Genomic DNA, 19,323 nt, shown 5'->3' with positions numbered 1-19,323 from the left:
ACAGGTCCCGCGCACCCGATCGAGTGTAGCGGGCGGCGGTTTCGGCTCCCCGTCAGCTCGCCGGTGCGGAGGCGGGCAATTCTTCCTCGCCGCTGGGTTCGGGTATCGGACGGGCCTTGCGCCGGAAGACCTTGACCAGCCCGATGGCCCCCGCCGCGGCGAACACGGTGTAACAGATCAGCAGGGCGGGAGGGGTTTCCCCGGTCAGCGCGTCGCCGAGGACGACGACCGCGACCGTACCCGGCAGGCTGCCGAGCGCGGTCCCGATCAGATACGGGGCGAAACGGACGGATGACACTCCGCACAGGTAACTGAACGGAGCGAACGGCACCATCGGGATCAGCCGTAAGGAGGTGACCGCCAGTACCCCGCCGTCCGAAAGCCGGTCGTTGACCGCGCGGACCTTCGCCCGGTGCAGGTGCCGGGTGACCAGATCGCGGCCGAGTGCCCTCGAAAGAGCGAACGAGAGCGCGGACGCGACCGTGGTCGCCAGGATGCCGACGAGGATGCCCGTCGTGGCGCCGAGCAGCAGCCCGCCCGCCAGGTTGAACACGGTGCGCGGGATGGGCGCCACCGTCAGCACCGAATAGACCAGGAAGAACACCAGGGGAGTGGCCGGGCCGGTCTCGGCGGCCCAGGCCCGCAGCCCGGCCGGACTCGGGATCGGCAGCAGCACCGCCGCCGCCACGAACAGGGCGAGCACGGTGAGCGCGAGGATTAATTTGGTACGCCCGGACACCGCGTCCACCGTACCGTGTCCGCCGTGATCGACACCGAGGCGCTGCGGGCACAGCCCGAACTCACCGGCGAGAGCGTCGTGCTCACCCAGCTCGACGAGACCTACTTCGAGACCGCGTGGAAAGCTCTGCAGGAGCCCGAAACCACCCGGCTGACCGGGACGCACACCAAGTTCACGCCCGAGCAGATCCGGACCTGGCTGGCCGGGCGGACCGAGCTCGACGACCGCGCGGACTACGCGATCGTGCGCAAATCCGATCGCGCGCATGTCGGCGACCTCGCGCTCACCGACATCGACAAGGACAACCGTTCCGCCGCGTTCCGCATCGCGCTGAACGGGCCGGAGTTCTTCGGCAAGGGCTATGGCACCGAGGCGACCAGGCTGGTCCTGGACTACGCGTTCGACGTCGTCGGCCTGCACCGGGTCTCGCTGGAGGTCTTCGACTACAACCCGCGTGCCCGGCGCGCCTACGAGAAGGCCGGGTTCGTCCGTGAGGGGCTCCAGCGGGAAGCGCTGTGGTGGGACGGCGAATGGCATGACGTCGTCACGATGGCGGTGCTGAAGACCGATCCCCGGCCCTGATCGGCGATACGGTGGGCGCATGCCCAAGAACGGTGAGCCGATCGAGGTCGAGGCAGGCGAGCGCAAGGTCCGGGTGTCCAGCCCGGACAAGGTGTACTTCCCGGCCCGCGGGATCACGAAGCGCCAGGTCGTGGAGCACTACGTCGCGGTCGGCGAGCCGTTGCTGCGCGCGATCGGGGAGCGGCCGACGACGCTGAAGCGCTACGTCGACGGCGTCGAGGGCGAGTGGTTCTACGCCAAGCGAGTGCCGAAGGGCGCCCCGGACTGGGTGGAGACCGCGAAGATCACCTTCCCGTCGGGCCGGACCGCCGAAGAGGTCTGCCCGACCGAGCCCGCCGTGTTCGCGTGGGCGGCGAACCTGGGCACCTTCGACTTCCACCCGTGGCCGGTGCGGCGGCCCGACGTCGACCATCCCGACGAACTCCGCATCGACGTCGACCCGCCGGACGAGGCGGGCTTCTCCGACGCGGTCGAGGTCGCGGGCGTGGTGCGCGAGGTCCTCGACGCGGCGGGCCTGACCGGCTACCCGAAGACGTCGGGCGGGCGCGGGGTGCACGTCCTGGTGCGGATCCGGCCGGACTGGGACTTCATCGACGTCCGACACGCGGTGATCGCGCTGGGCCGCGAGGTCGAGCGCCGCGTCCCGGACAAGGCGACCATCGCGTGGTGGAAGGAAGAACGCGGCGGCCGGGTCTTCATCGACTACAACCAGGCCGCCCGTGATCGCACGGTGGCGTCGTCCTGGTCGGTCCGCGGCACCCCGCGGGCGACGGTGTCGACGCCGCTGAGCTGGGATCTGCTGACCGAGGTCGATCCGGACGACTTCGACGTCCTCACCGCGGGCGCCTTCTACGCCGAACGTGGCGACCTGCACGCGCCGATGGACGAGCAGGCGTTCGGCATCGAGACGCTGCTGGAGTGGTACGCGCGGGACGAGCGCGACCACGGCCTCGGCGAGATGCCGTATCCGCCGGACTATCCGAAGATGCCGGGTGAGCCGAAGCGCGTCCAGCCGAGCAAGGCGCGGGACGACACGTAGCACGCGTCAAGTGACGACGCGTGCGGCGTCGGTGACGAATTCACGTTTTTCCTTCGTTTTGCTCGCGGAGTGATTGCGCTTTCGTGTCGATCCAGAAACCGGTTACCGGTCCGCCGGGAACCGATACAAGACTGTGTGACGCGTGGGACTCAGTCGTAACGCCGGGCTTCCTGCCAGCGACGGTTCCCTCCGAACACTAGCCTGGGGGAGACGAAGGAGTACCCGTGGACGACCTGATCGCCTTTCTCGCCGCGCGTGTGGGGCAACGCCAGGCGTTGATCATGCAGGCGGTCAAGAAAACCGAGATCAACGAATCGCTCAATCGTGGTGAGACCAAGGTCGTCATCGAAAAGAAGATCCGCTCGCTCAACGACATCGAACTCGACGCGGTCAATCAGATGATCAACGAGATCGAGGCGACCCGGCGGCTCCTGCAGGCGCATCGCACCACGGTTTCGGAGAAGGTCCCGGGATTCCCCTTGTACGGCAACGAGTACTGGTGCGAGACGTGCCATGTGCCCGCCGACGAGGCAGGCACGAACTGGTGCCTGACCCTGCGGCTGCTGGCCCTGCCGCACGCCGATCACCCGGACTACAGCGAGCGCTGGCGCCCCTGAGCGGGGAATGCCCGCCGGGCCCGGACGTGTTGACCTGAGTGTGATCACGCTTTCGGTACTGGACCGGTCCCCGACCCGCCGCGGCGGCGACGCGCCCCGCGCGTTGCGGGACACCGTCGCCTTCGCGCGGGACATCGAAGCCTTGGGCTATCACCGGTTCTGGGTTTCCGAACACCACAGCGTGCCCGGGGTCGCCGGTTCGGCGCCCACCGTCCTGGCGGCGGCCGTCGCCTCGGCGACCGAGCGGATCCGGGTCGGCACCGGCGGCGTTATGCTGCCCAACCACCAGCCGCTCGTGGTCGCGGAACAGTTCGGCGTGCTCGAATCGCTCTTCCCCGGCCGGATCGACATGGGGCTGGGGCGTTCGGTCGGATTCACCGGCGGGGTCCGGCAGGCGCTCGGGCACGAGAAGGACGACGCGGATCGCTTCGGCGAGCAGGTCCGCGAGCTGCTGGGCTTCCTCGCGGGCGATCAGACGACGTATCCGGGCGTGCACGCCATTCCCGCGGAGGGCCTGCGCGTGCCCGCGTTCCTGCTGGCCACCGGTGCCGGGGCGCGGCTGGCCGCGGAATTGGGGCTGCCGCTGGTGATCGCGCCGGTCCGGGGCGAGGGACCGCTGCTGGAGGCCATCGAGGGGTATCGCTCCGGGTTCCGCCCTTCCGCGCGGGCTTCGCGGCCGTATGTCGTGGTGTCCACGGCCATCGCGGTCGCCGAGACGGCCGAACGGGCCCGGCGGTTGCTGATCCCCGAAGCGTGGTCGACCGTCTACTCGCGCACGCACGGTGTCTTCCCGCCGTTGTCGCCGGTGGAGGAGATCCTCGCCGGGCCGATGTCGGACCGCGACCGGGACCGGCTGGACCGGGCGCTCGACGGTCAGCTCGCCGGCACCCCGGACGAGGTGGGCGACCGGCTGGCCGACCTCGTCGCCAAGACCGGTGCCGACGAGATCCTGGTGACCACCAGCACTTTCGACCAGGCGGAGCGGCTGGAGTCCTATCGCGCGCTGGCCGCGGTCGCCGGGCTGCGGAGTCTCGCAGCGGTGTCGTGACGTTTGCTAGGGTCACGGTCATGACTGCCGGGTCGGCCTCGTGCCGTGAGCGGACGGGTTCCCCGGCCGCCGCTTGATCTCCGTGCGGGCCCGCAGCCCGCCTCCGCGTAGGTGTCCTCCTGTGGACCATGCGCGGAAAGGAGGTGAATCGCATGTCTCCCACCGAGAATTGGCGCGAGTTCGTCGTCGCGCACGCCGATGGCGGCGTTCTGGACGGAATCGTCACCCGGGTGCTCCCGTTCGGCGCGTTCGTCGAAGTGGCCCCCGGGATGGAGGGGTTGCTGCCGACCGTCGGCGGAACCGGCCCGTTCGCCGCCGGGGCGGCCGTCGCGGTGCGACTGGACAAACTGGACGTCCAGAACCGCCGGTTCAGTCTGACCCTGGCCTGACCTCACGCGTTTAGTCCTCTGAATGCGGTACTTGCACGCGCAAGGACCGCGTCCAGAGGACTAAATGCGGGCAGGGGAAACCCTAGAGGCGCAAAAGAAGTTGGGTGAGCATGCGCTGGGCGGGGTCGTCCAGGTCGATCCCGGACACCTCGCCGGCGCGGCGCACCCGGTAGCGGACCGTGTTCGGATGGATGTTCAGCTCGCGTGCCGCGCGCCGGACGTCGCCGAACGCGTCGAGGTACGCGAGCACGGCGGGCACCAGGATGCCGCCGTGCTCGGCGTCGTGCGCGATCAGTCCGGTCAGCCGCGGATCGCGGATCCTCGGCTGCTCGCCGAGGAACGCGAGTACCTCCGAGAGCAGGACTTCGGCGCGGACGTCGGCCAGCGAAGCGACGTCCGCGGTCTCGTGCCCGCGCGCCATCGTCGCCAGCACGCGGTCCGCGTCGCCGCGTGAGGCCGCCGCGTCCGAGAGCCGGGGCACGACACCGCCCAGAGCCGCGCGCACGCGGACGTCGAGATGCCGTTGCGCGGTACCGACGATTTCCTTGGCCAGCGCCAGGATCCGCGCTTCGGCGTGCTCGGGGAGGTCGGGAAGGAGCGCGTAGACCCGGCCGCCGATCACGCTCACCAGCGCGCTCCGCCGGTACGCGGCGGTGTGCACGGTGATCAGGTGCACCAGCTCGGCGCGCCGCAGCTGCCGGTCGGTCGCGGCCCGGTCGCGGGGGAGCGAGAACGCCAGCACCATGGCGGGTTTCCCGGGATCCGCGCCGATGTCGTCGGCGACGGACTCGGCGTCGACGCGCCCGTCGAGCAGGCCCGCCAGCAGATCCTCGCGCAGCCGGAGCTCGGGGCTGGGCAGTGTCCGGTGGCGGATCAGCTGCGGCGCCAGCGCCCGGCTCGCGCCGAGCAGCGCGACCTCCGCGCTTTCGGTGAGCGGATGCGCGCCCTCCTGGACCCAGATCGTGCCCAGCGGCTGCGATCCGGCGTGGATCCCGGCCGCGATCCGCCGCCGGATGCCGAGATCGGGCCGCTCGTCGATGCGGACGATGCCTTCACCGGCGCGAAGCCGCTGGTAGACGCCCCATTCGCGCAGCATCGCGAGATACCGTTCCGGGCCTTCGCGGCCGAGGATCGAGAGCCGGCGCAGTTCGTCCACCTCGTCGCCCGCCCGCGAATAGGCCAGCACGCGGCTCGCGGTGTCCTCGATGCTGACCAGGCCGCCGGTCAGCGTCGCGATGGTCTGCGCGAGCGAGAACAGATCGCCCAGCACCTCGCCGCTGTCCGCCTCGCCACCCGCGCGCGCCGCGTCGACCACGCCCCTGGCCAGGGCTTCGACCTGCTCCCAGCGTGCCTCGTGGCCGACCTCGATCAGTGCGATCCCCGCGTCGGCGGCGACGTTCACGACGGCCGAGCCGTTCTTGACCGCGACGGCGGCCGCGCCGGACCGCCCCGCCGCCCGGATCGCGCCGGAGGCCGAGCGCCCGCGAGCGCCGATCACCAGGACGAGGTCACCCGGATGGGCGTCGGGCGGATCCTCCGGATCGTGGATGACGACGTCCTCCACCTGCACGCCGAGCCCGCCGGGGGCCGCGAGCATCCTGACCAGCGGTTCCCCGAGCGTGGCGAGGACATGCCGGAGCGAGGCGCCTGTGGTCGTATCCGTGGTCAGATCATCACCGGATTAAGCCGATCGGACAAGATGGTCACCCCGATTCTAGCCAGTCGAACAAGCCGTGACGAGGCCGTCCGGTCTACCGTTCGGGGTGAGACCTCTATCCGGCGAAGTGAAGTCAGGAGCAGTCAGTGGACGCCGTGACCCAGACCCCCGCCCCGAAGAACGAGCCGGTGCTGAACTACGCGCCGGGCAGCGCTGAGCGCGCTGAACTCGAGGGCGCGCTCAAGTTGCTGGGCAACGCCGACCCCATCGACATCACCGCGACGATCGGTGGTGAGCAGCGCAAGGGCGGCGGCGAGAAGATCGAGGTCGTCCAGCCGCACAACCACAAGGCGGTGCTGGGCGTCATCCACAGCGCGACCGCGCAGGACACCCACGACGCGATCGCCGCCGCCAAGGCCGCCGCTCCCGGCTGGCGCGCGCTGTCCTTCGACGACCGCGCGGCCATCATCCTGCGCGCCGCCGACCTGCTCGCCGGCCCGTGGCGCGCCAAGCTGAACGCCGCCACCATGCTCGGCCAGTCGAAGACCGCCTTCCAGGCCGAGATCGACTCCGCCTGCGAGCTCATCGACTTCTGGCGCTTCAACGTCGCGTTCGGCCGTCAGATCCTCGCCGAGCAGCCGGTCAGCTCGCCCGGTATCTGGAACCGGATGGAGCACCGCCCGCTCGAGGGCTTCGTGTACGCCATCACGCCGTTCAACTTCACCGCGATCTCCGGCAACCTGCCGACCGCGCCCGCGCTGATGGGCAACGTGGTGCTGTGGAAGCCGTCGCCGACGCAGAGCTACGCCGCGCACATGCTGATGCGGCTGCTCGAAGAGGCGGGCATGCCGCCGGGCGTCATCAACCTGCTCCCGGGTGACGGCAAGGCCGTCTCCGAGGTCGCCCTGACCCACCGCGACCTGGCCGGGATCCACTTCACCGGCTCCACCGCGACGTTCCAGCACCTGTGGGCCACCGTCGGCGCCAACATCTCCGGCTACCGCACGTACCCGCGCCTGGTCGGCGAGACCGGCGGCAAGGACTTCGTGCTCGCGCACGCCTCCGCCGACGTCGACGTCCTGCGCACCGCGCTGATCCGCGGCGCCTTCGAGTACCAGGGCCAGAAGTGCTCGGCCGCGTCCCGCGCCTACGTCCCGCGTTCGCTCTGGGCGAGCCTGAAGGACGAGCTGGTCTCCGAGACCGAGGCCATCACCTACGGCGACGTCAACGACCTGGACAACTTCGGTGGCGCCGTGATCGACCGCCGCGCCTTCGACAAGCACGCCGCCGTGCTGGCCAGCGCGGCCGAGGACGCCGAGATCGAGGTCATCGCCGGTGGCACCGCCGACGACAGCGTCGGCTACTTCGTGCGCCCGACGATCCTGGTGTCTGACAACCCGAACCACGAGATCTTCCGCACCGAGTACTTCGGCCCCATCCTCGCGCTGCACGTGTACGAGGACGAGGACTTCGACAAGGTGCTGAAGTTGGTCGACGAGACCGCCGACTACGCGCTCACCGGTGCGGTCATCGCGAACGACCGCACCGCCGTGGCGAAGGCGTCCGAGGCGCTGCGCTTCGCCGCCGGCAACTTCTACGTCAACGACAAGCCGACCGGTGCGGTCGTCGGCCAGCAGCCCTTCGGCGGCGGTCGCGCGTCCGGCACCAACGACAAGGCCGGTTCGGTGTTCAACCTGCTCCGCTGGACGAGCCCGCGCTCGGTCAAGGAGACCTTCGTTCCGCCCACCAGCGTCCGTTACCCCCACCAGGGCTGAGAACCAGGAGTTCGTGATGTTGCGTGCCCCGTTGCTCGCCGCCGCTCGATCCCAGCGGATGCGCAAGCTGGTCGAGGTCGTCCCCGCCACCCGATCGGTGGTCAGCCGGTTCGTCGCCGGCGCGAAGACGCCCGACGCCGCCAGGGTGGTCCGCGAACTGGCCGACGACGGCCTCCGGGTCACCCTCGACCACCTCGGCGAGGACACCACCGACGCCGAGCAGGCCGCGACGACCGTCCGCGCCTACGAGGAACTGCTGACCGCGCTGGCGGCCGACGGCCTCGCGTTCGGCGCGGACGTGTCGGTGAAGCTGTCCGCGGTGGGCCAGTTCCTGCCCGCCGACGGCGAGAAGGTCGCGCTGGAGAACGCCCGCAAGATCTGCGCGGCGGCCGAGGCGGTCGGTGCCACGGTGACCCTCGACATGGAGGACCACACCACCACCGACTCGACGCTGGGCATCCTCAAGGAACTGCGCACCGAGTACCCGTGGGTCGGCGCGGTGCTGCAGGCCTACCTGCGGCGCACCGAGCAGGACTGCCGCGACCTGGCGGTCGAGGGGTCGCGCGTCCGGCTGTGCAAGGGCGCCTACGCCGAACCCGAGGAGGTCGCGTTCCAGGACAAGTCCGAAGTGGACAAGTCCTACGTTCGCTGCCTGAAGATCCTCATGCAGGGCAAGGGTTATCCGATGGTCGCCTCGCACGACCCGAGGATGATCGCGATCGCCGAGAAGCTCGCGGCGGACGCGGGCCGCAAGGCGGACGACCACGAATTCCAGATGCTGTACGGGATCCGTCCCGAAGAGCAGCGCCGGATCGCGGGCGACGGCAAGACGATGCGCGTCTACGTCCCCTACGGCGACGAATGGTACGGCTATTTCATGCGCAGGCTGGCGGAACGCCCGGCGAACCTGGCGTTCTTCCTGCGCGGACTCGCCACCAAGGGCTGACCCGGTCCCGAGTGGCGTCGTTCCGCTGAAGTACAAAGGGGCCCTGCCCGGCGAAATCCGCCGGGCAGGGCCCCTTCTTCATGCTCGTCAGGCCTCCTGGGCCTCTTCCTTGAGCTTGTCCATGTCGATGTCGCGCGCCTGCTGGATGAGGTCTTCGAGCGTCTTCTCCGGCAGCGCGCCCGGCTGGGCGTAGATCACCGTCTTGTCGCGGATGACCGCGAGGGTGGGGATCGAGCGCACGTCGAAGGCGGCGGCCAGCTGCTGCTCGGCCTCGGTGTCGACGCTCGCGAACACGATGTCGTCGTGGTTCTCCGACACCTTCTCGTAGGTCGGCGCGAACTGACGGCACGGCATGCACCAGCCCGCCCAGAAGTCGATGATGACGAAGTCGTTCTCGGACACGACCTGGTCGAAGTTGGCGGCGGTCAGCTCCACAGTGCTCATGCCCGGCGTAACGAATCGGGCGGTACGCGCATTCCCGCGAGTGCGCGTAGCGTCTCGGATGGAGCAACCCACGTTTCGCGGGAGGTGCGTATGGCCGACGGGGACATCCTCAGCCGGATCGACGAGCTGGTCAGCGAGGAGCACGAGCTCCGTTCGCGGGCGATCGGCACCGGGCTCAGCTCGGACGACCGGTCCCGGCTCGCGAGTGTGGAGCAGCAGCTGGACCAGTGCTGGGACCTGCTGCGGCAGCGGCGGGCGCGGGTGGAGTTCGACGACGACCCGGATCAGGCCACGGCACGGCCGGTTTCCGAGGTGGAGTCCTACCGGCAGTAGCCCAGGCCGATGCCATGAACGGTCCGTTCCTTGCAAAATTTGCAAGGAACGGACCGTTCATGGCGCGTGGTGGAGCTGGGCGCGGGATGCTCGCTGGAGTCGCACCAGAAGTGTCATGAAAGGGTCGTTCAGGACGAAAAACGTCCTGAACGACCCTTTCATGACACTTCACGAGGCGACGCGGGCGGCGGGGGATCAGGCCGGGCACAGGGTCCCGTCGACGGGCACCTTCCCGTCGATCAGGAAGGCCCGCGTCGCGTCCGCGACGCACGGCGAGAGGCTCAGCGCGCCGTGCCCGGCACCCTGCCAGGTGATCGTGACCGCGCTCGGCATCTGGTCGGCGGCCCGGCCGGTGCCCTGTTCCGGGGTGACCGGGTCGGTCGCCGTGCCCGCGACCAGCATCGGCGGCGCACCCGGCGCGCCGGCGGGCGGGAGCGGTTCGCGGCGCACGGGCCACGGGCTGCACCAGGCCAGTTGCTGCGCGGCGAAGACGCCGAACTGCGGGTACTTGTCGCGCAGTGTCGTGGCCGCGCGCGTGAGCTCCTCGGCCGAGAGCCGCGTCGCGCTGTCGTTGCACTTGGTCGCGAGCGTGCCGTCCAGCCGCGAAGGCCGCGCCCGGGAGTCCTTCAGCACCGGTTCGGCGAACGCGGCCAGCGGGGTGACGTCGCCGGTCTGCGCGGTCTTGAGCGCTTCGGCGAGTTCCACCCAGCGCGAGCGCTGGGCGAGCCCGGAGTAGATGGCGTACAGCGCGATCCCCGGCGTGATCTCCGCACCGTCGGTGGTCGTCGCGGAGGCGGAACGGAGCCGGTCCGCGACGGCGGTCACGGCGGAGCGTGCGTCGCCGATCGGGCAGCCCCTCGCGATGCAGTCGGCGCCGAAGGCGTCGAGGGTGGCCTGCGCGCTCGCGGCGACCGATTCCTGCACGGCCGTCGCGTCGGGGGCGGGGTCGGGTAGCCCGTCGAGCATCACCCGGCCGACCTGGGCCGGGTAGCGCACGGCGTACTCGGCGAGGACCTTCGAACCGTCGCCGCGGCCCAGCGCGTGCAGCTTGTCCATGCCCAGCTGTTCTCGGAGTTCTTCGAGGTCGCCCGCGGCCCGCCAGCTGTCCATCGCGACCTGCGAGTCGTCCAGTTCGATGGCGCACTGCTGGCCAGCCTTGCGCGCCGCGTCGACGACGCTTTCGAGGTCGGCGGCCGCCGGGTCGCCGCCCAGCAGGTCGGTGCGGATCTCCGCCGGGATGCACTGCACCGGCGCGGACGATCCGGTCCCGCGCCGGTCCACCCCGATCAGGGAGAACTTCTGCAGGAACTCGGGCGGCAGCGTCGCGGCCAGCCGCGCGGCGTACAGCGAACCCGGCTCACCGTCGACGTCGTTGACCACGACGAGCGGGATCGGCCCGCCGCCGGTCTTGACCACCGACAGCCGTGAGAGCCCGCGGCCGGGCAGATCCGGCGCGTCGAGCGTGGTGGCCACCCTGGCGCAGGAGAACTTCAGCGTGTCCGGCACGGACGGCTGACCCAGCCGCTGCCGGGTCGCTTCGTCGCAGTCCTCCCATTTGATCGACGGCGATCGGGGTTCGGCCAGCGGCGGCAGCGGTACCTGCTGCGCCGCTGTCTGGCCCCCGGGATCCGGCTTGCCGTCGTTGTCGATCACCGCGGGCCGGACCGACGGGCCGGCGGTGCAGCCCGCGAGCACGGCCGCCACCACGGTGGTCGTCAGGATCAGCCGTGGCGTGCGGCGGGCGGTGCTCACGGGCTGGTCCTCACTTCCAAGGCATGACAAAAGCTCGGGACAGAGCTTCGCAGGTCGGATGTCAGGACACGGTTAGCGGGTGCGTTTCACCTCGCCGCGGAAGACCGCGTCCAGGTCGTAGCGGGCCACCTCGTCGAGCTGGGCGTAGGTGCAGGAGTCCGGCTCGCGGTCGGGGCGCCAGCGTTTGAACTGGGCGGTGTGGCGGAACCGCGACGGATATCCGCCTTCCGTGTGTTCGTAGCCGACCTCGACCACCTTCTCCAGCTTCAGCGGCACCCACGGGGCTTCCTTGGCCTTCCATCGGGTGATCCCGCCGGGGATCCGCTGGTGCTCCCGCACGTTGTCACCCAGCCAGGGGTGATCGGCCCCGTCGGTGATCAGCGGCGCCAGCTCCTCGGCCAGTTCACGCCGCCGGGTGACCGGGAACGAGCCGACGACACCGGGATGGTGCAGCACGCCGTTCTCGTCGTAGAGCCCGAGCAGGAACGAGCCGACCAGCTCGCCCGGTTCGCCGTCGACGTGCCACCGCAGCCCCGCGAGCACGCAGTCGGCGGTGCGCGAATGCTTGTACTTCAGCAGCACCCGTTTGCCTGGCGTGTAGGGCTCGTCGAGCGGTTTGCCGATGACGCCGTCGAGCCCGGCGCCCTCGAACAGCTCGAACCAGTGCCGCGCGATCGCCGGATCCGCGGTGGCCGGGGTCAGGTGGATGCCGTCGGAGGCGAGCTTCTCCAGCCGTTCCCGCCGCTTCGACGTGGGTTCGTCCAGAAAGGACTCGTCGCCGAGCGCCAGCAGGTCGAACGCGACGAACTCCGCCGGCGTCTGTTCCGCCAGCAGCTTGATGCGGCTTTCGGCGGGGTGGACCCGGTCGGTGAGCGCGTCGAAGTCCAGCTTCCCGCCCCGGGCGACCACCAGTTCGCCGTCCAGCACGATCCGCTCGGGCAGCGTCGCCTTCAAGCGCTCGACGACCTCGGGGAAGTACCGGTTCAGCGGCTTCTCCGACCGCGACTGCAGGGTCAGCTCGTCGCCGTCGCGGAACACCAGGCAGCGGTAGCCGTCCCATTTGGGCTCGAACAGCAGCCCGCCGGAATCGGGGATCGCCTTCGCCGGTTTGGCGAGCATCGGTTTGACCGGCGGCGTCAAGGGAAGCGACATGACGGCCATTCTTGCCGCACCGGCGCGGTCAGCGCACCCGTTGCGGTGCCGTCGTGTCGAGTTCGATCCGGACGGCGGTCGGCAGGACGTCCACCCCGAGCGATTCCCGCGCACGGGCCAGCACGGTGTGGTCGAGCTGCTCCCAGACCCGTTTCAGGTCGGTGCCCTCGACGAGCCAGAGGGTGATGCGCAGCGCCGGGTTCTCCTTGTCGCCGACCGCGCGGACCCGGGCGCGCCCGACGCCGTCGACCGTTTCGGCGTCGAGGCGGACGGCCTCGGAGATGGCCGAGGAGGTCACCACGAGATCGTCGTCGAGTTCGAGGTCCGGGCGGCCTTCCGGGCGCAGTGACCGGAAGAACCACCACAGGCCCAGCCACAGCAGGACGACGCCGAGCACGAGCGCGCCGATGCGGGCGGCGAGCGCGTGTCCCGACAGCCAATCGAGGGCGATCGGGTCCACGAGCGGCCTGCCCGCGCGGTACGTGCCGAGCCAGCCCGCGCCGACCACCAGCGCCGCGGCCCCGCCGAGCAGCGCGAGGAGTCCGATGAGGACGGTCAGCGTCCGTTCCGTGCCGGTGGACCGGGCGAGTGCCTTGGCGGAGACCGAACGGGTCATCGGCGGTCCTTCGGGGAGTCGACGACGACCGACACCTTCGGCCGCCGTGCCAGCGGGACGTCGTCGAGCAGACCGGACACCGTTTCCAGCAGCCGCGGTCGCAGCTCGCCTTCGGTTTCCAGCCTGCTCGTCGCGCGGACGCGGATCTTCTTGGCGGTGGCCGTGACCTTCGCGCCCGCGACGTTGTCCTGCGCGCGCACCGTGACGCCGACGAGCCTGGCCAGCGAACGCGGCGACGTCGTCACGCTGACCTCGTTCGCCGGATCGGTCAGCCGGATGGCGCGCCGCCCGGCCGAGGCGGCCGCCAGGATCAGCAGCAGCCCGGCGACCGCGACGGCGATGGAGAGATACCGGACCTCGGCGGTGTTCCAGGACAGTTCCGCGAGCCTGTCGCGCCAGTCGTCCCAGCCGACGATCAGCGGCCCGCGTCCCGGCCGCCACCAGCCCCAGCCGACCTCCAGCGCCAGCAGGACCCCGGCGGCGGCCAGCGCCAGCCCGAGCAGGGCCGACAGCAGGCGGACGATCAAACGCATGCGGGTGCTCCTTCTAGCGGACGCGGGGCGGGATGTCGGGCAGGAGCGCGGAGACCGTCACCGAGATGTCCCGCACCTGGTACGAGGTGATCCGTTCGACCTCCTCGGTGACCTTGGCGCGCAGGTCGCCGACGATCCGCCGCACCGGCGCCGGGTAGTTCAGCGCGACGTCGAGCACGAGATCGACGTCGTTGCCCTCGCCGCCGACCTTCGCGCTCGCGCCGTGTGTCCCCAGCCCGAGTCCGGCGATCCGCCGCTCGGCCCGCGTGGTCCCGTCGACCTGGTCCGCGGCGTGCTGCGCGATCTTGCGGACCACGGACGGCGCGATGGTGAGGGTGCCGCGGTCCTCCGGTTCGGCCGGGAGGGTCATTTGTCGCGGCCCCGGCCGAACAGGTCGCCGAGGTCGAGTTCGCCGTCGAGCACGCGGCCGAGGACGAGGCCGATGACGCCGACGGCCAGTGTCACCAGGAACGCGGTGAAGCCCTGGGTCGCGGCGAGGCCGAGGATGAGGCCGGCCAGCAGGCCGGTCTGGGTCCCGTTCATCACTCCACCCGCGAGGTCTCGGTCTCGCCGCCGTTCTCGTCCGGCAGGTGGATGTCGTTGACCGCGATGTTGACCTCGATCACCTCGAGGCCGGTGATCTGCTCGACCTGGCCGATCACGTTGCGGCGCACCGCGCGCGCGACGTCGACGATGCGGGCGCCGTACTCGACGACCACGTCGAGGTCGATCGCGGCCTGCTTCTCGCCGACCTCGACCGAGACACCCGACGTGGTGACGGTGCCGGAGCCGGGGATGCGCTCGCGGATCGCGCCGAAGGCCCGCGAGACACCGCCGCCCAGCGCGTGGATCCCGGTCACCTCGCGGGTGGCGAGCCCGGCCACCTTCTGCACCACCACCGACGAGATCGTGGTCTTGCCGGCGGCTCCTTCCTCGTTGAGGGACGACCCCGACCCAGCCCCCACCGAGGGGGTGTCGGGCTTGCTCGCGCTCGGCTGCGCCATGAAGTTCGCTCCTTCTCGGCCTGTGCCGCGCGACCTGCGCGCGCGGCGGTCCCTACGCTCTCACCGACCAGGACACACGCGCATGCCGAGCCGTCACGGTTCATCCCCCGGATGGAGTAATCAATTCCGGGATGATCAGTCCGGGTGGACGTCGACGACGTGGACGTTGATCGTGGGCGGGGCCGAACCGAGCTGCCCGGACAGCGCCGCGCTGACCCGGTGCCGCAACAGCTCCGCGACGGCCGCCTCGACGCCGAACCGGATCGTCACCAGCACCTGGAGCACGTCTTCTTCGAGCGCGACGGCCGAGACGTGGACGCCGCCGAGCTCGCGGCCGATCTCGGCGGCGAGGTTCCTGGTCATCAGCACCAGTGCCCGCTCCGACACCTGGGTCTTCCCGCCCGAGGACGGCAGATCGAGCGGTGCGGTGGTGTGCCCGCCGCGGACGCCGCTGACCGAGCGGAGCACCCGTTCGACGAGTCCCGGCGGCGTCGGTACCGGACGGCTCGCGGCGGCGCGTACCTGCTGCCACCGGGGGTCGTCGCGCGGATCCTCGCTCATCACCGTTCCCCGGGTCGGAAGTTGTCGCCGAGTTTCGCCAGCAGCGCCACCCGCGCGCGGTGCAGACGGGCGCGCAGGGCGGGCACGCTGACTTCCAGCACCTCGGCCACCTCGTCGTAGGTCAACCCTTCGAATTCTCGCAGAATCAGCGGGATCCGCTGGCCGACGTCGAGTTCGGCGATCGCGCGCAGCACCGTGCCGACCTGTTCGGCGCTCACCACATACCCCTCCGGACCAGGCACGACACCCGCGTCGCCCTCGTCGAGCGGCACCGTCGGTTTCCGGCGACGGACCACGCCGAGCGCGCCGTTCGTCGTCACCCGGTAGAGCCAGGTCGACACCGCGGATTCGAACCGGAAGCCGGGCAGCGCGCGCCACGCGGAGAGCCAGGCCTCCTGGACGACGTCCTCGGCCTCCGACGAACTGCCGGTGATCCGCAGCGCCACCCGGTACATCCTGGCCGTGTGCCGCCGGACCAGGATGTCGAAGGCACCGTGGTCCCCGGCGGCGGCCCGGGCCGCCAGCTCCTCGTCCGGAACCGGCGCGGCCTCGCTCACCCGCCCTCCCGGCGGCGGTAGCGCAGCATGGTGAAACCGTCTTCGAAGAGCACGGACGCGAGGTCCATCCGCCGTGGTTCCGGGGATGGGCGGCCGTCGGCGATCCGGCGTTCGCCCGCGCCGGCCAGCAGCGGGGCGACGGTCAGGCACAGCTGGTCGACGAGGTCGGCCGCGATCAGGTCGGCGAACAGCGCCGGCCCGCCCTCGCAGTCGATCCGGCGCAGCCCGCGTTCGTCCAGCAGCGCGAGCGCGCGGTGCAGGTCGACGTCTTCGGTCCCCGCGACGAGCACCTCCGCGCCCGCGCGTTCCAGCGCCGTCCGGGGCGCCTTCTCGGTGGTGATGACGATCGGCGGCACCTTGGTGTCGGTGAACAACGGGCCTTCGGGGTCGAGTTCACCGGAACGGGTCACCACCGCGATCGGCGGCACCTCGGACAGCCCGAGCGCGACGCGGCGGGCGGCGCGTTCGGGACTGACCCTCGCGCCGCGGTAGCCCTCGGCGCGCGCCGTGCCGGCGCCGACCAGGATCACGTCGGAAAGCAGCCGCCCCATCAGGAAGATCCGCTTGTCGGCGGGGGAGGACAGCCCCTCGGACAGCTCGTCGACCGCCACCGCGCCGTCCGCGGAGCTGACGAAGTTGACCTGGACCCAGGGCCGGGTCAGGCCTTCCGGATACCCGTAGAGCCGTTCGAGGTCGCCGTCGGAGACGGGTTCCGCCGGTGTCGTTGGCCACAAAAGCTGCACACCGCCATCCCAGCACGCGCCCGACGGCACCGCTGAGCGGGGGATACGCCCGGTCAGGGAGAGTGAACCCGCGACGACGGTGCCGTTACGCTCGGCGAATGCCCGCCCGCCTGATCGATCGCCGTCCGGAGCTGTCCGCCGACGAGCTGATCACCGCGCTCGTCCCGCCGCCGAGGTTCGACGCGGTCCGGTTCTCCACCTACGTGCCCAATCCGGACGAGCCGAGCCAGGCGCAGGCCGTCGTCGACTGCGGCGCGTTCGCGAAGCGCGTGGCGGAGGCCTCGAACCGGAAGCCGAAGTCGAAGCTGCGCGCGTTGTTCGGCGGCGGGGACGAGGCGCCGTCCGGGCCGATGGGGCTCTATCTCGACGGCGGTTTCGGCGTCGGCAAGACGCACCTGCTCGCCTCGACGTGGCACGAGACGCCGTCGCCCAAGGCGTACGGGACCTTCGTGGAGCTGACGCACCTCGTCGGCGCGCTGGGGTTCGCCGAGGCGGTGCGGCGGCTGTCGGAGCACCGGTTCCTGGCGATCGACGAGTTCGAACTCGACGACCCCGGCGACACCATGCTCGTCACGCGGCTGCTGCAGGAGCTGATCTCGGCGGGGGTGTTCGTCGCGGCGACCTCCAACACGCTGCCGGACAAACTCGGCGAGGGCCGGTTCGCCGCCGCGGACTTCCTGCGCGAGATCCAGTCGCTGTCCGCCCGGTTCGGCGTCTGCCGCGTGGACGGTCCGGACTACCGCCACCGCGGCCTGCCGGACGCGCCGCCGCCCGCGAGCGCCGAAGAGCTGGAAGCCTCCGCCGCCGCGCATCCCGAGTCCACTGTGGACGATTTCGACGCGCTGTGCGAGCACCTCGGCAAGCTGCACCCTTCGCGCTACGGAAGGCTTCTCGACGGCGTGACCCGGGTGCACCTGCGCGACATCCACCCGGTGCCCGACCAGAACGTCGGGCTGCGGCTGGTCGCCTTCGCCGACCGGCTCTACGACCGCGCGATCCCGCTGGTGGTCTCGGGCGAGCCGGTGCCCGAACTGTTCACCGAGGAGATGGTGAACGGCGGCTACCGCAAGAAGTACCTGCGCGCGGTCAGCCGTCTGACGGCACTGGCGCGCGACGCCGTGCAGCCCAGGTGAGCAGCACCCACGTGGCGCATACGGTCGCGACGGCGAACAGCGTGCCGCCCACGACGTCGGTCAGGTAGTGGTAGCCGAGGCCGATCATGCCGATCGTCACGCCGCACAGCGCCACCGCGCCCACCGTCGCGATGACCGCCTTGGCGACGCCGGGGCCGGCGAGCAGGACGAGCACGGTCAGCACCGCGACCAGCGCGACGGTGTGCCCGCTGGGGTAGGCGAGGTAGGTGTACTTCCAGCGGCCGAAGAGCGGCTTGAGCACCCAGCTGTTCGCGAGGATCGCGACGAGCGGGCCCACGATGGTCAGCACCGCTTCGAGCCTGCGCCCGCCGATCAGGCACAGGACGGCGGCCAGCACCGCGACCGGGATCAGGACGTAGGCCTCGGTCGGCAGCACCAGTAGCCGCAGCAGGTCGGTGTCGGGGCCGAAGGCGCGCTCCACCCAACGCACGGCGAGCTCGTCCGGACCGGAGACACCTTCGCCGGACACCAGCACCCCGAGCACGACCATGATCACGGCACAGGTCACCGCGACCAGCCCGTACGGCGCTCTTCCGCTCATCCGGGGAGATTACGTGACGGGCGATCAGTCACCATGCAGGGACGGCTCGCGAGGACGAAGGGGGCTTTCGATGCGGATCAGCGTGGTCGGCGGCGGGGTGATCGGGCTGAGCTGCGCGCACCGGCTGGCGGCCGCCGGGCACGACGTCACGGTGCTCACCGAAGCCGGGCCGGGGGAGACGACCTCGGCGGTCGCGGGCGGCGTGCTGTTCCCGCCGCTGGCGGCGAACTCCGACCGGGTCGACCGCTGGACCGCGACGAGCGTCGAGGAGTACCGCACCCTCGGTGCCCCCGGGGTCCGCATGCTCCGGGGGACCTACGTCGTGCCGCGCGAGGCGGCGCTGCCGTCGTGGGCGCTGTCCATGCCCGGCCTCGACCACGAACCCGGACGGCTCACCTTCACCACCGCGCTGGTCGACACCCCGGTGTACCTCCCCTGGCTCGCCGGCGAGGTCGCCGCGCTGGGCGTGCGGACCGAGTACCGCACCGTGTCGCGGTTGGACGACCTCGACGCGGACCTCGTGGTGAACGCCGCCGGGCTCGGCGGGGGACGGCTGGCGGGGGACGGGACCGTGGTGCCGGTCGGCGGCCAGGTCGTCCACCTCGCCGATCCGGGGCTGACCGAATGGATCGTCGACGGCTCGACGCCGGTGCTGCGGCACGTGATCCCGCACGGACGGCACGTGGTCTGCGGCGGCACGCAGGAGCCCGGCCGCGATTCGATCGAACCGGACCCCGGCGTGACCGCCGACATCGTGCGGCGGTGCCGGGAGCTCGTACCCGCGCTGGCCGACGCGCCCGTGCTGGGCGCGAAGGTCGGCTTGCGGCCGTTCCGGCCCGAGGTGCGGCTGGAGCGGGACGGCCACGTCGTGCACTGCTACGGGCACGGGGGCGCGGGGATCACCGTCGCCTGGGGCTGCGCCGACGACGTCCTGGCCCTGGTTTAACCCGCATTCAGAGGACTAAATGCGGGCGACTCGGTCCAGTACCCAACCGGTTCGAAGTCCGTGAAGGCCTCCTTGAGGGACTCTGGTTCCCTCAAGGAGGCCTTCACGGACTGGGCACAGGCGCGGCGTGAGCGAAGACGTAACTCGCGTGATCAGGGACGTGACTCGCGTGATTGGCGGCCGCACTCGTGTGTT

General features: G+C 70.9%; 24 protein-coding genes. 10 read left to right on the top strand and 14 right to left on the bottom strand.

Annotated elements, in window-relative coordinates:
- Nucleotides 1–52: 52 nt before the first annotated feature.
- Nucleotides 53–739, bottom strand: coding sequence for a TVP38/TMEM64 family protein (locus tag DMC61_RS07220; RefSeq protein ID WP_125687782.1), 687 nt, complete (start codon nucleotides 737–739; stop codon nucleotides 53–55).
- Nucleotides 740–763: 24 nt separating this feature from the next.
- Here DMC61_RS07220 and DMC61_RS07215 point away from each other — a divergent pair, with 24 nt between their 5' ends.
- From DMC61_RS07215 to DMC61_RS07195, 5 genes are all read left to right on the top strand, one after another.
- The gene (locus DMC61_RS07215; protein WP_125687780.1) at nucleotides 764–1,321 is read left to right on the top strand and encodes a GNAT family N-acetyltransferase; all 558 of its coding nucleotides are present in this window, start codon (nucleotides 764–766) and stop codon (nucleotides 1,319–1,321) included.
- 19 nt (nucleotides 1,322–1,340) lie between these two features.
- The gene (locus tag DMC61_RS07210; protein ID WP_125687778.1) at nucleotides 1,341–2,360 is read left to right on the top strand and encodes a DNA polymerase domain-containing protein; all 1,020 of its coding nucleotides are present in this window, start codon (nucleotides 1,341–1,343) and stop codon (nucleotides 2,358–2,360) included.
- A gap of 224 nt (nucleotides 2,361–2,584) precedes the next feature.
- Nucleotides 2,585–2,977, top strand: a complete 393-nt coding sequence (locus tag DMC61_RS07205) for a DUF6221 family protein (protein ID WP_016333007.1) — start codon at nucleotides 2,585–2,587, stop codon at nucleotides 2,975–2,977.
- A 7-nt stretch (nucleotides 2,978–2,984) separates the two neighbouring features.
- A complete protein-coding gene (locus DMC61_RS07200) occupies nucleotides 2,985–4,025 on the top strand; it encodes an LLM class flavin-dependent oxidoreductase (protein WP_125687776.1) in 1,041 nt (346 codons plus the stop codon).
- A 152-nt stretch (nucleotides 4,026–4,177) separates the two neighbouring features.
- Entirely contained in the window at nucleotides 4,178–4,414 is a 237-nt protein-coding gene (locus DMC61_RS07195; protein ID WP_125687774.1) for a S1 RNA-binding domain-containing protein, read from the top strand.
- 82 nt (nucleotides 4,415–4,496) lie between these two features.
- Here the strand turns inward: DMC61_RS07195 and DMC61_RS07190 are convergent, their stop codons facing one another.
- Nucleotides 4,497–6,011 (bottom strand): CdaR family transcriptional regulator, encoded by a 1,515-nt coding sequence (locus tag DMC61_RS07190; protein ID WP_016333010.1) that lies wholly within the window; start codon nucleotides 6,009–6,011, stop codon nucleotides 4,497–4,499.
- Between the two features lie 206 nt (nucleotides 6,012–6,217).
- Here DMC61_RS07190 and pruA point away from each other — a divergent pair, with 206 nt between their 5' ends.
- Entirely contained in the window at nucleotides 6,218–7,846 is a 1,629-nt protein-coding gene (gene pruA, locus DMC61_RS07185) for an L-glutamate gamma-semialdehyde dehydrogenase (RefSeq protein WP_016333011.1), read from the top strand.
- Between the two features lie 16 nt (nucleotides 7,847–7,862).
- Nucleotides 7,863–8,792: a proline dehydrogenase family protein gene (locus DMC61_RS07180; protein WP_072027892.1), complete on the top strand. Its 930-nt coding sequence runs from the start codon at nucleotides 7,863–7,865 to the stop codon at nucleotides 8,790–8,792.
- 87 nt (nucleotides 8,793–8,879) lie between these two features.
- Here DMC61_RS07180 and trxA read toward each other — a convergent pair whose 3' ends face one another.
- Complete coding sequence (gene trxA, locus DMC61_RS07175) at nucleotides 8,880–9,236, bottom strand: thioredoxin (protein ID WP_007033511.1); 357 nt, start codon at nucleotides 9,234–9,236, stop codon at nucleotides 8,880–8,882.
- Between the two features lie 90 nt (nucleotides 9,237–9,326).
- On the opposite strand from trxA, the gene DMC61_RS07170 reads away from it, so the two are divergent.
- On the top strand, nucleotides 9,327–9,569 hold the full coding sequence (locus DMC61_RS07170) for a DUF2630 family protein (protein ID WP_016333014.1): 243 nt from the start codon (nucleotides 9,327–9,329) through the stop codon (nucleotides 9,567–9,569).
- A gap of 195 nt (nucleotides 9,570–9,764) precedes the next feature.
- Here DMC61_RS07170 and DMC61_RS07165 read toward each other — a convergent pair whose 3' ends face one another.
- The 10 genes from DMC61_RS07165 to DMC61_RS07120 all read right to left on the bottom strand — a co-directional run bounded on the left by DMC61_RS07165 (nucleotide 9,765) and on the right by DMC61_RS07120 (nucleotide 16,487).
- Nucleotides 9,765–11,321 (bottom strand): alpha/beta hydrolase, encoded by a 1,557-nt coding sequence (locus DMC61_RS07165; protein WP_233594724.1) that lies wholly within the window; start codon nucleotides 11,319–11,321, stop codon nucleotides 9,765–9,767.
- A gap of 72 nt (nucleotides 11,322–11,393) precedes the next feature.
- Nucleotides 11,394–12,473 (bottom strand): ATP-dependent DNA ligase, encoded by a 1,080-nt coding sequence (locus tag DMC61_RS07160; RefSeq protein ID WP_125687770.1) that lies wholly within the window; start codon nucleotides 12,471–12,473, stop codon nucleotides 11,394–11,396.
- 28 nt (nucleotides 12,474–12,501) lie between these two features.
- Nucleotides 12,502–13,089 carry an alkaline shock response membrane anchor protein AmaP gene (amaP, locus tag DMC61_RS07155; RefSeq protein ID WP_125687768.1) on the bottom strand — a complete coding sequence of 196 codons (588 nt, stop codon included), beginning with the start codon at nucleotides 13,087–13,089 and terminating at the stop codon, nucleotides 12,502–12,504.
- Nucleotides 13,086–13,622: a DUF6286 domain-containing protein gene (locus DMC61_RS07150; protein WP_125687766.1), complete on the bottom strand. Its 537-nt coding sequence runs from the start codon at nucleotides 13,620–13,622 to the stop codon at nucleotides 13,086–13,088. The genes amaP and DMC61_RS07150 overlap by 4 nt, the downstream gene beginning before the upstream one ends.
- Nucleotides 13,623–13,635: 13 nt before the next feature.
- A complete protein-coding gene (locus DMC61_RS07145; RefSeq protein ID WP_125687764.1) occupies nucleotides 13,636–13,992 on the bottom strand; it encodes an Asp23/Gls24 family envelope stress response protein in 357 nt (118 codons plus the stop codon).
- Nucleotides 13,989–14,165, bottom strand: coding sequence for a hypothetical protein (locus DMC61_RS07140; protein WP_005157087.1), 177 nt, complete (start codon nucleotides 14,163–14,165; stop codon nucleotides 13,989–13,991). The genes DMC61_RS07145 and DMC61_RS07140 overlap by 4 nt, the downstream gene beginning before the upstream one ends.
- Nucleotides 14,165–14,626, bottom strand: coding sequence for an Asp23/Gls24 family envelope stress response protein (locus DMC61_RS07135; protein WP_016333020.1), 462 nt, complete (start codon nucleotides 14,624–14,626; stop codon nucleotides 14,165–14,167). The genes DMC61_RS07140 and DMC61_RS07135 overlap by 1 nt, the downstream gene beginning before the upstream one ends.
- A 135-nt stretch (nucleotides 14,627–14,761) precedes the next feature.
- The gene (locus DMC61_RS07130) at nucleotides 14,762–15,187 is read right to left on the bottom strand and encodes a hypothetical protein (protein ID WP_125687762.1); all 426 of its coding nucleotides are present in this window, start codon (nucleotides 15,185–15,187) and stop codon (nucleotides 14,762–14,764) included.
- Complete coding sequence (locus DMC61_RS07125) at nucleotides 15,187–15,744, bottom strand: RNA polymerase sigma factor (protein WP_125687760.1); 558 nt, start codon at nucleotides 15,742–15,744, stop codon at nucleotides 15,187–15,189. The genes DMC61_RS07130 and DMC61_RS07125 overlap by 1 nt, the downstream gene beginning before the upstream one ends.
- Nucleotides 15,741–16,487, bottom strand: a complete 747-nt coding sequence (locus DMC61_RS07120) for a pyrimidine reductase family protein (protein ID WP_125687758.1) — start codon at nucleotides 16,485–16,487, stop codon at nucleotides 15,741–15,743. Before DMC61_RS07120 ends, DMC61_RS07125 begins: the two co-directional genes overlap by 4 nt.
- A gap of 98 nt (nucleotides 16,488–16,585) precedes the next feature.
- Between DMC61_RS07120 and zapE the strand changes: the two genes are divergently transcribed.
- Nucleotides 16,586–17,620, top strand: coding sequence for a cell division protein ZapE (gene zapE / locus DMC61_RS07115; RefSeq protein ID WP_016333024.1), 1,035 nt, complete (start codon nucleotides 16,586–16,588; stop codon nucleotides 17,618–17,620).
- On the opposite strand, the gene DMC61_RS07110 is transcribed toward zapE, so the two are convergent.
- A complete protein-coding gene (locus DMC61_RS07110; RefSeq protein WP_125687756.1) occupies nucleotides 17,574–18,182 on the bottom strand; it encodes a phosphatase PAP2 family protein in 609 nt (202 codons plus the stop codon). The two genes, zapE and DMC61_RS07110, sit on opposite strands and share 47 nt — an antisense overlap.
- 70 nt (nucleotides 18,183–18,252) lie before the next feature.
- Between DMC61_RS07110 and DMC61_RS07105 the strand changes: the two genes are divergently transcribed.
- Nucleotides 18,253–19,128, top strand: a complete 876-nt coding sequence (locus DMC61_RS07105) for an FAD-dependent oxidoreductase (protein ID WP_125687754.1) — start codon at nucleotides 18,253–18,255, stop codon at nucleotides 19,126–19,128.
- Nucleotides 19,129–19,323 lie beyond the last annotated feature (195 nt).

Source organism: Amycolatopsis sp. WAC 04169 (assembly GCF_003947535.1).
Classification (GTDB): Bacteria; Actinomycetota; Actinomycetes; order Mycobacteriales; family Pseudonocardiaceae; genus Amycolatopsis; species Amycolatopsis keratiniphila.
The sequence above is the reverse complement of the archived record's forward strand: the minus strand, read 5'-3'. Positions and strand labels throughout refer to the sequence as shown.

Coding starts and splice junctions, on each gene's coding strand:
- DMC61_RS07210 (WP_125687778.1), top strand. CDS start 1,341: ATGCCCAAGAACGGTGAGCCGATCGAGGTCGAGGCAGGCGAGCGCAAG.
- DMC61_RS07200 (WP_125687776.1), top strand. CDS start 2,985: ATGCCCGCCGGGCCCGGACGTGTTGACCTGAGTGTGATCACGCTTTCG.
- DMC61_RS07195 (WP_125687774.1), top strand. CDS start 4,178: ATGTCTCCCACCGAGAATTGGCGCGAGTTCGTCGTCGCGCACGCCGAT.
- DMC61_RS07190 (WP_016333010.1), bottom strand. CDS start 6,011: ATGCTCGCGGCCCCCGGCGGGCTCGGCGTGCAGGTGGAGGACGTCGTC.
- DMC61_RS07180 (WP_072027892.1), top strand. CDS start 7,863: ATGTTGCGTGCCCCGTTGCTCGCCGCCGCTCGATCCCAGCGGATGCGC.
- trxA (WP_007033511.1), bottom strand. CDS start 9,236: ATGAGCACTGTGGAGCTGACCGCCGCCAACTTCGACCAGGTCGTGTCC.
- DMC61_RS07170 (WP_016333014.1), top strand. CDS start 9,327: ATGGCCGACGGGGACATCCTCAGCCGGATCGACGAGCTGGTCAGCGAG.
- DMC61_RS07160 (WP_125687770.1), bottom strand. CDS start 12,473: ATGTCGCTTCCCTTGACGCCGCCGGTCAAACCGATGCTCGCCAAACCG.
- amaP (WP_125687768.1), bottom strand. CDS start 13,089: ATGACCCGTTCGGTCTCCGCCAAGGCACTCGCCCGGTCCACCGGCACG.
- DMC61_RS07150 (WP_125687766.1), bottom strand. CDS start 13,622: ATGCGTTTGATCGTCCGCCTGCTGTCGGCCCTGCTCGGGCTGGCGCTG.
- DMC61_RS07145 (WP_125687764.1), bottom strand. CDS start 13,992: ATGACCCTCCCGGCCGAACCGGAGGACCGCGGCACCCTCACCATCGCG.
- DMC61_RS07140 (WP_005157087.1), bottom strand. CDS start 14,165: ATGAACGGGACCCAGACCGGCCTGCTGGCCGGCCTCATCCTCGGCCTC.
- DMC61_RS07135 (WP_016333020.1), bottom strand. CDS start 14,626: ATGGCGCAGCCGAGCGCGAGCAAGCCCGACACCCCCTCGGTGGGGGCT.
- DMC61_RS07130 (WP_125687762.1), bottom strand. CDS start 15,187: ATGAGCGAGGATCCGCGCGACGACCCCCGGTGGCAGCAGGTACGCGCC.
- zapE (WP_016333024.1), top strand. CDS start 16,586: ATGCCCGCCCGCCTGATCGATCGCCGTCCGGAGCTGTCCGCCGACGAG.
- DMC61_RS07110 (WP_125687756.1), bottom strand. CDS start 18,182: ATGAGCGGAAGAGCGCCGTACGGGCTGGTCGCGGTGACCTGTGCCGTG.
- DMC61_RS07105 (WP_125687754.1), top strand. CDS start 18,253: ATGCGGATCAGCGTGGTCGGCGGCGGGGTGATCGGGCTGAGCTGCGCG.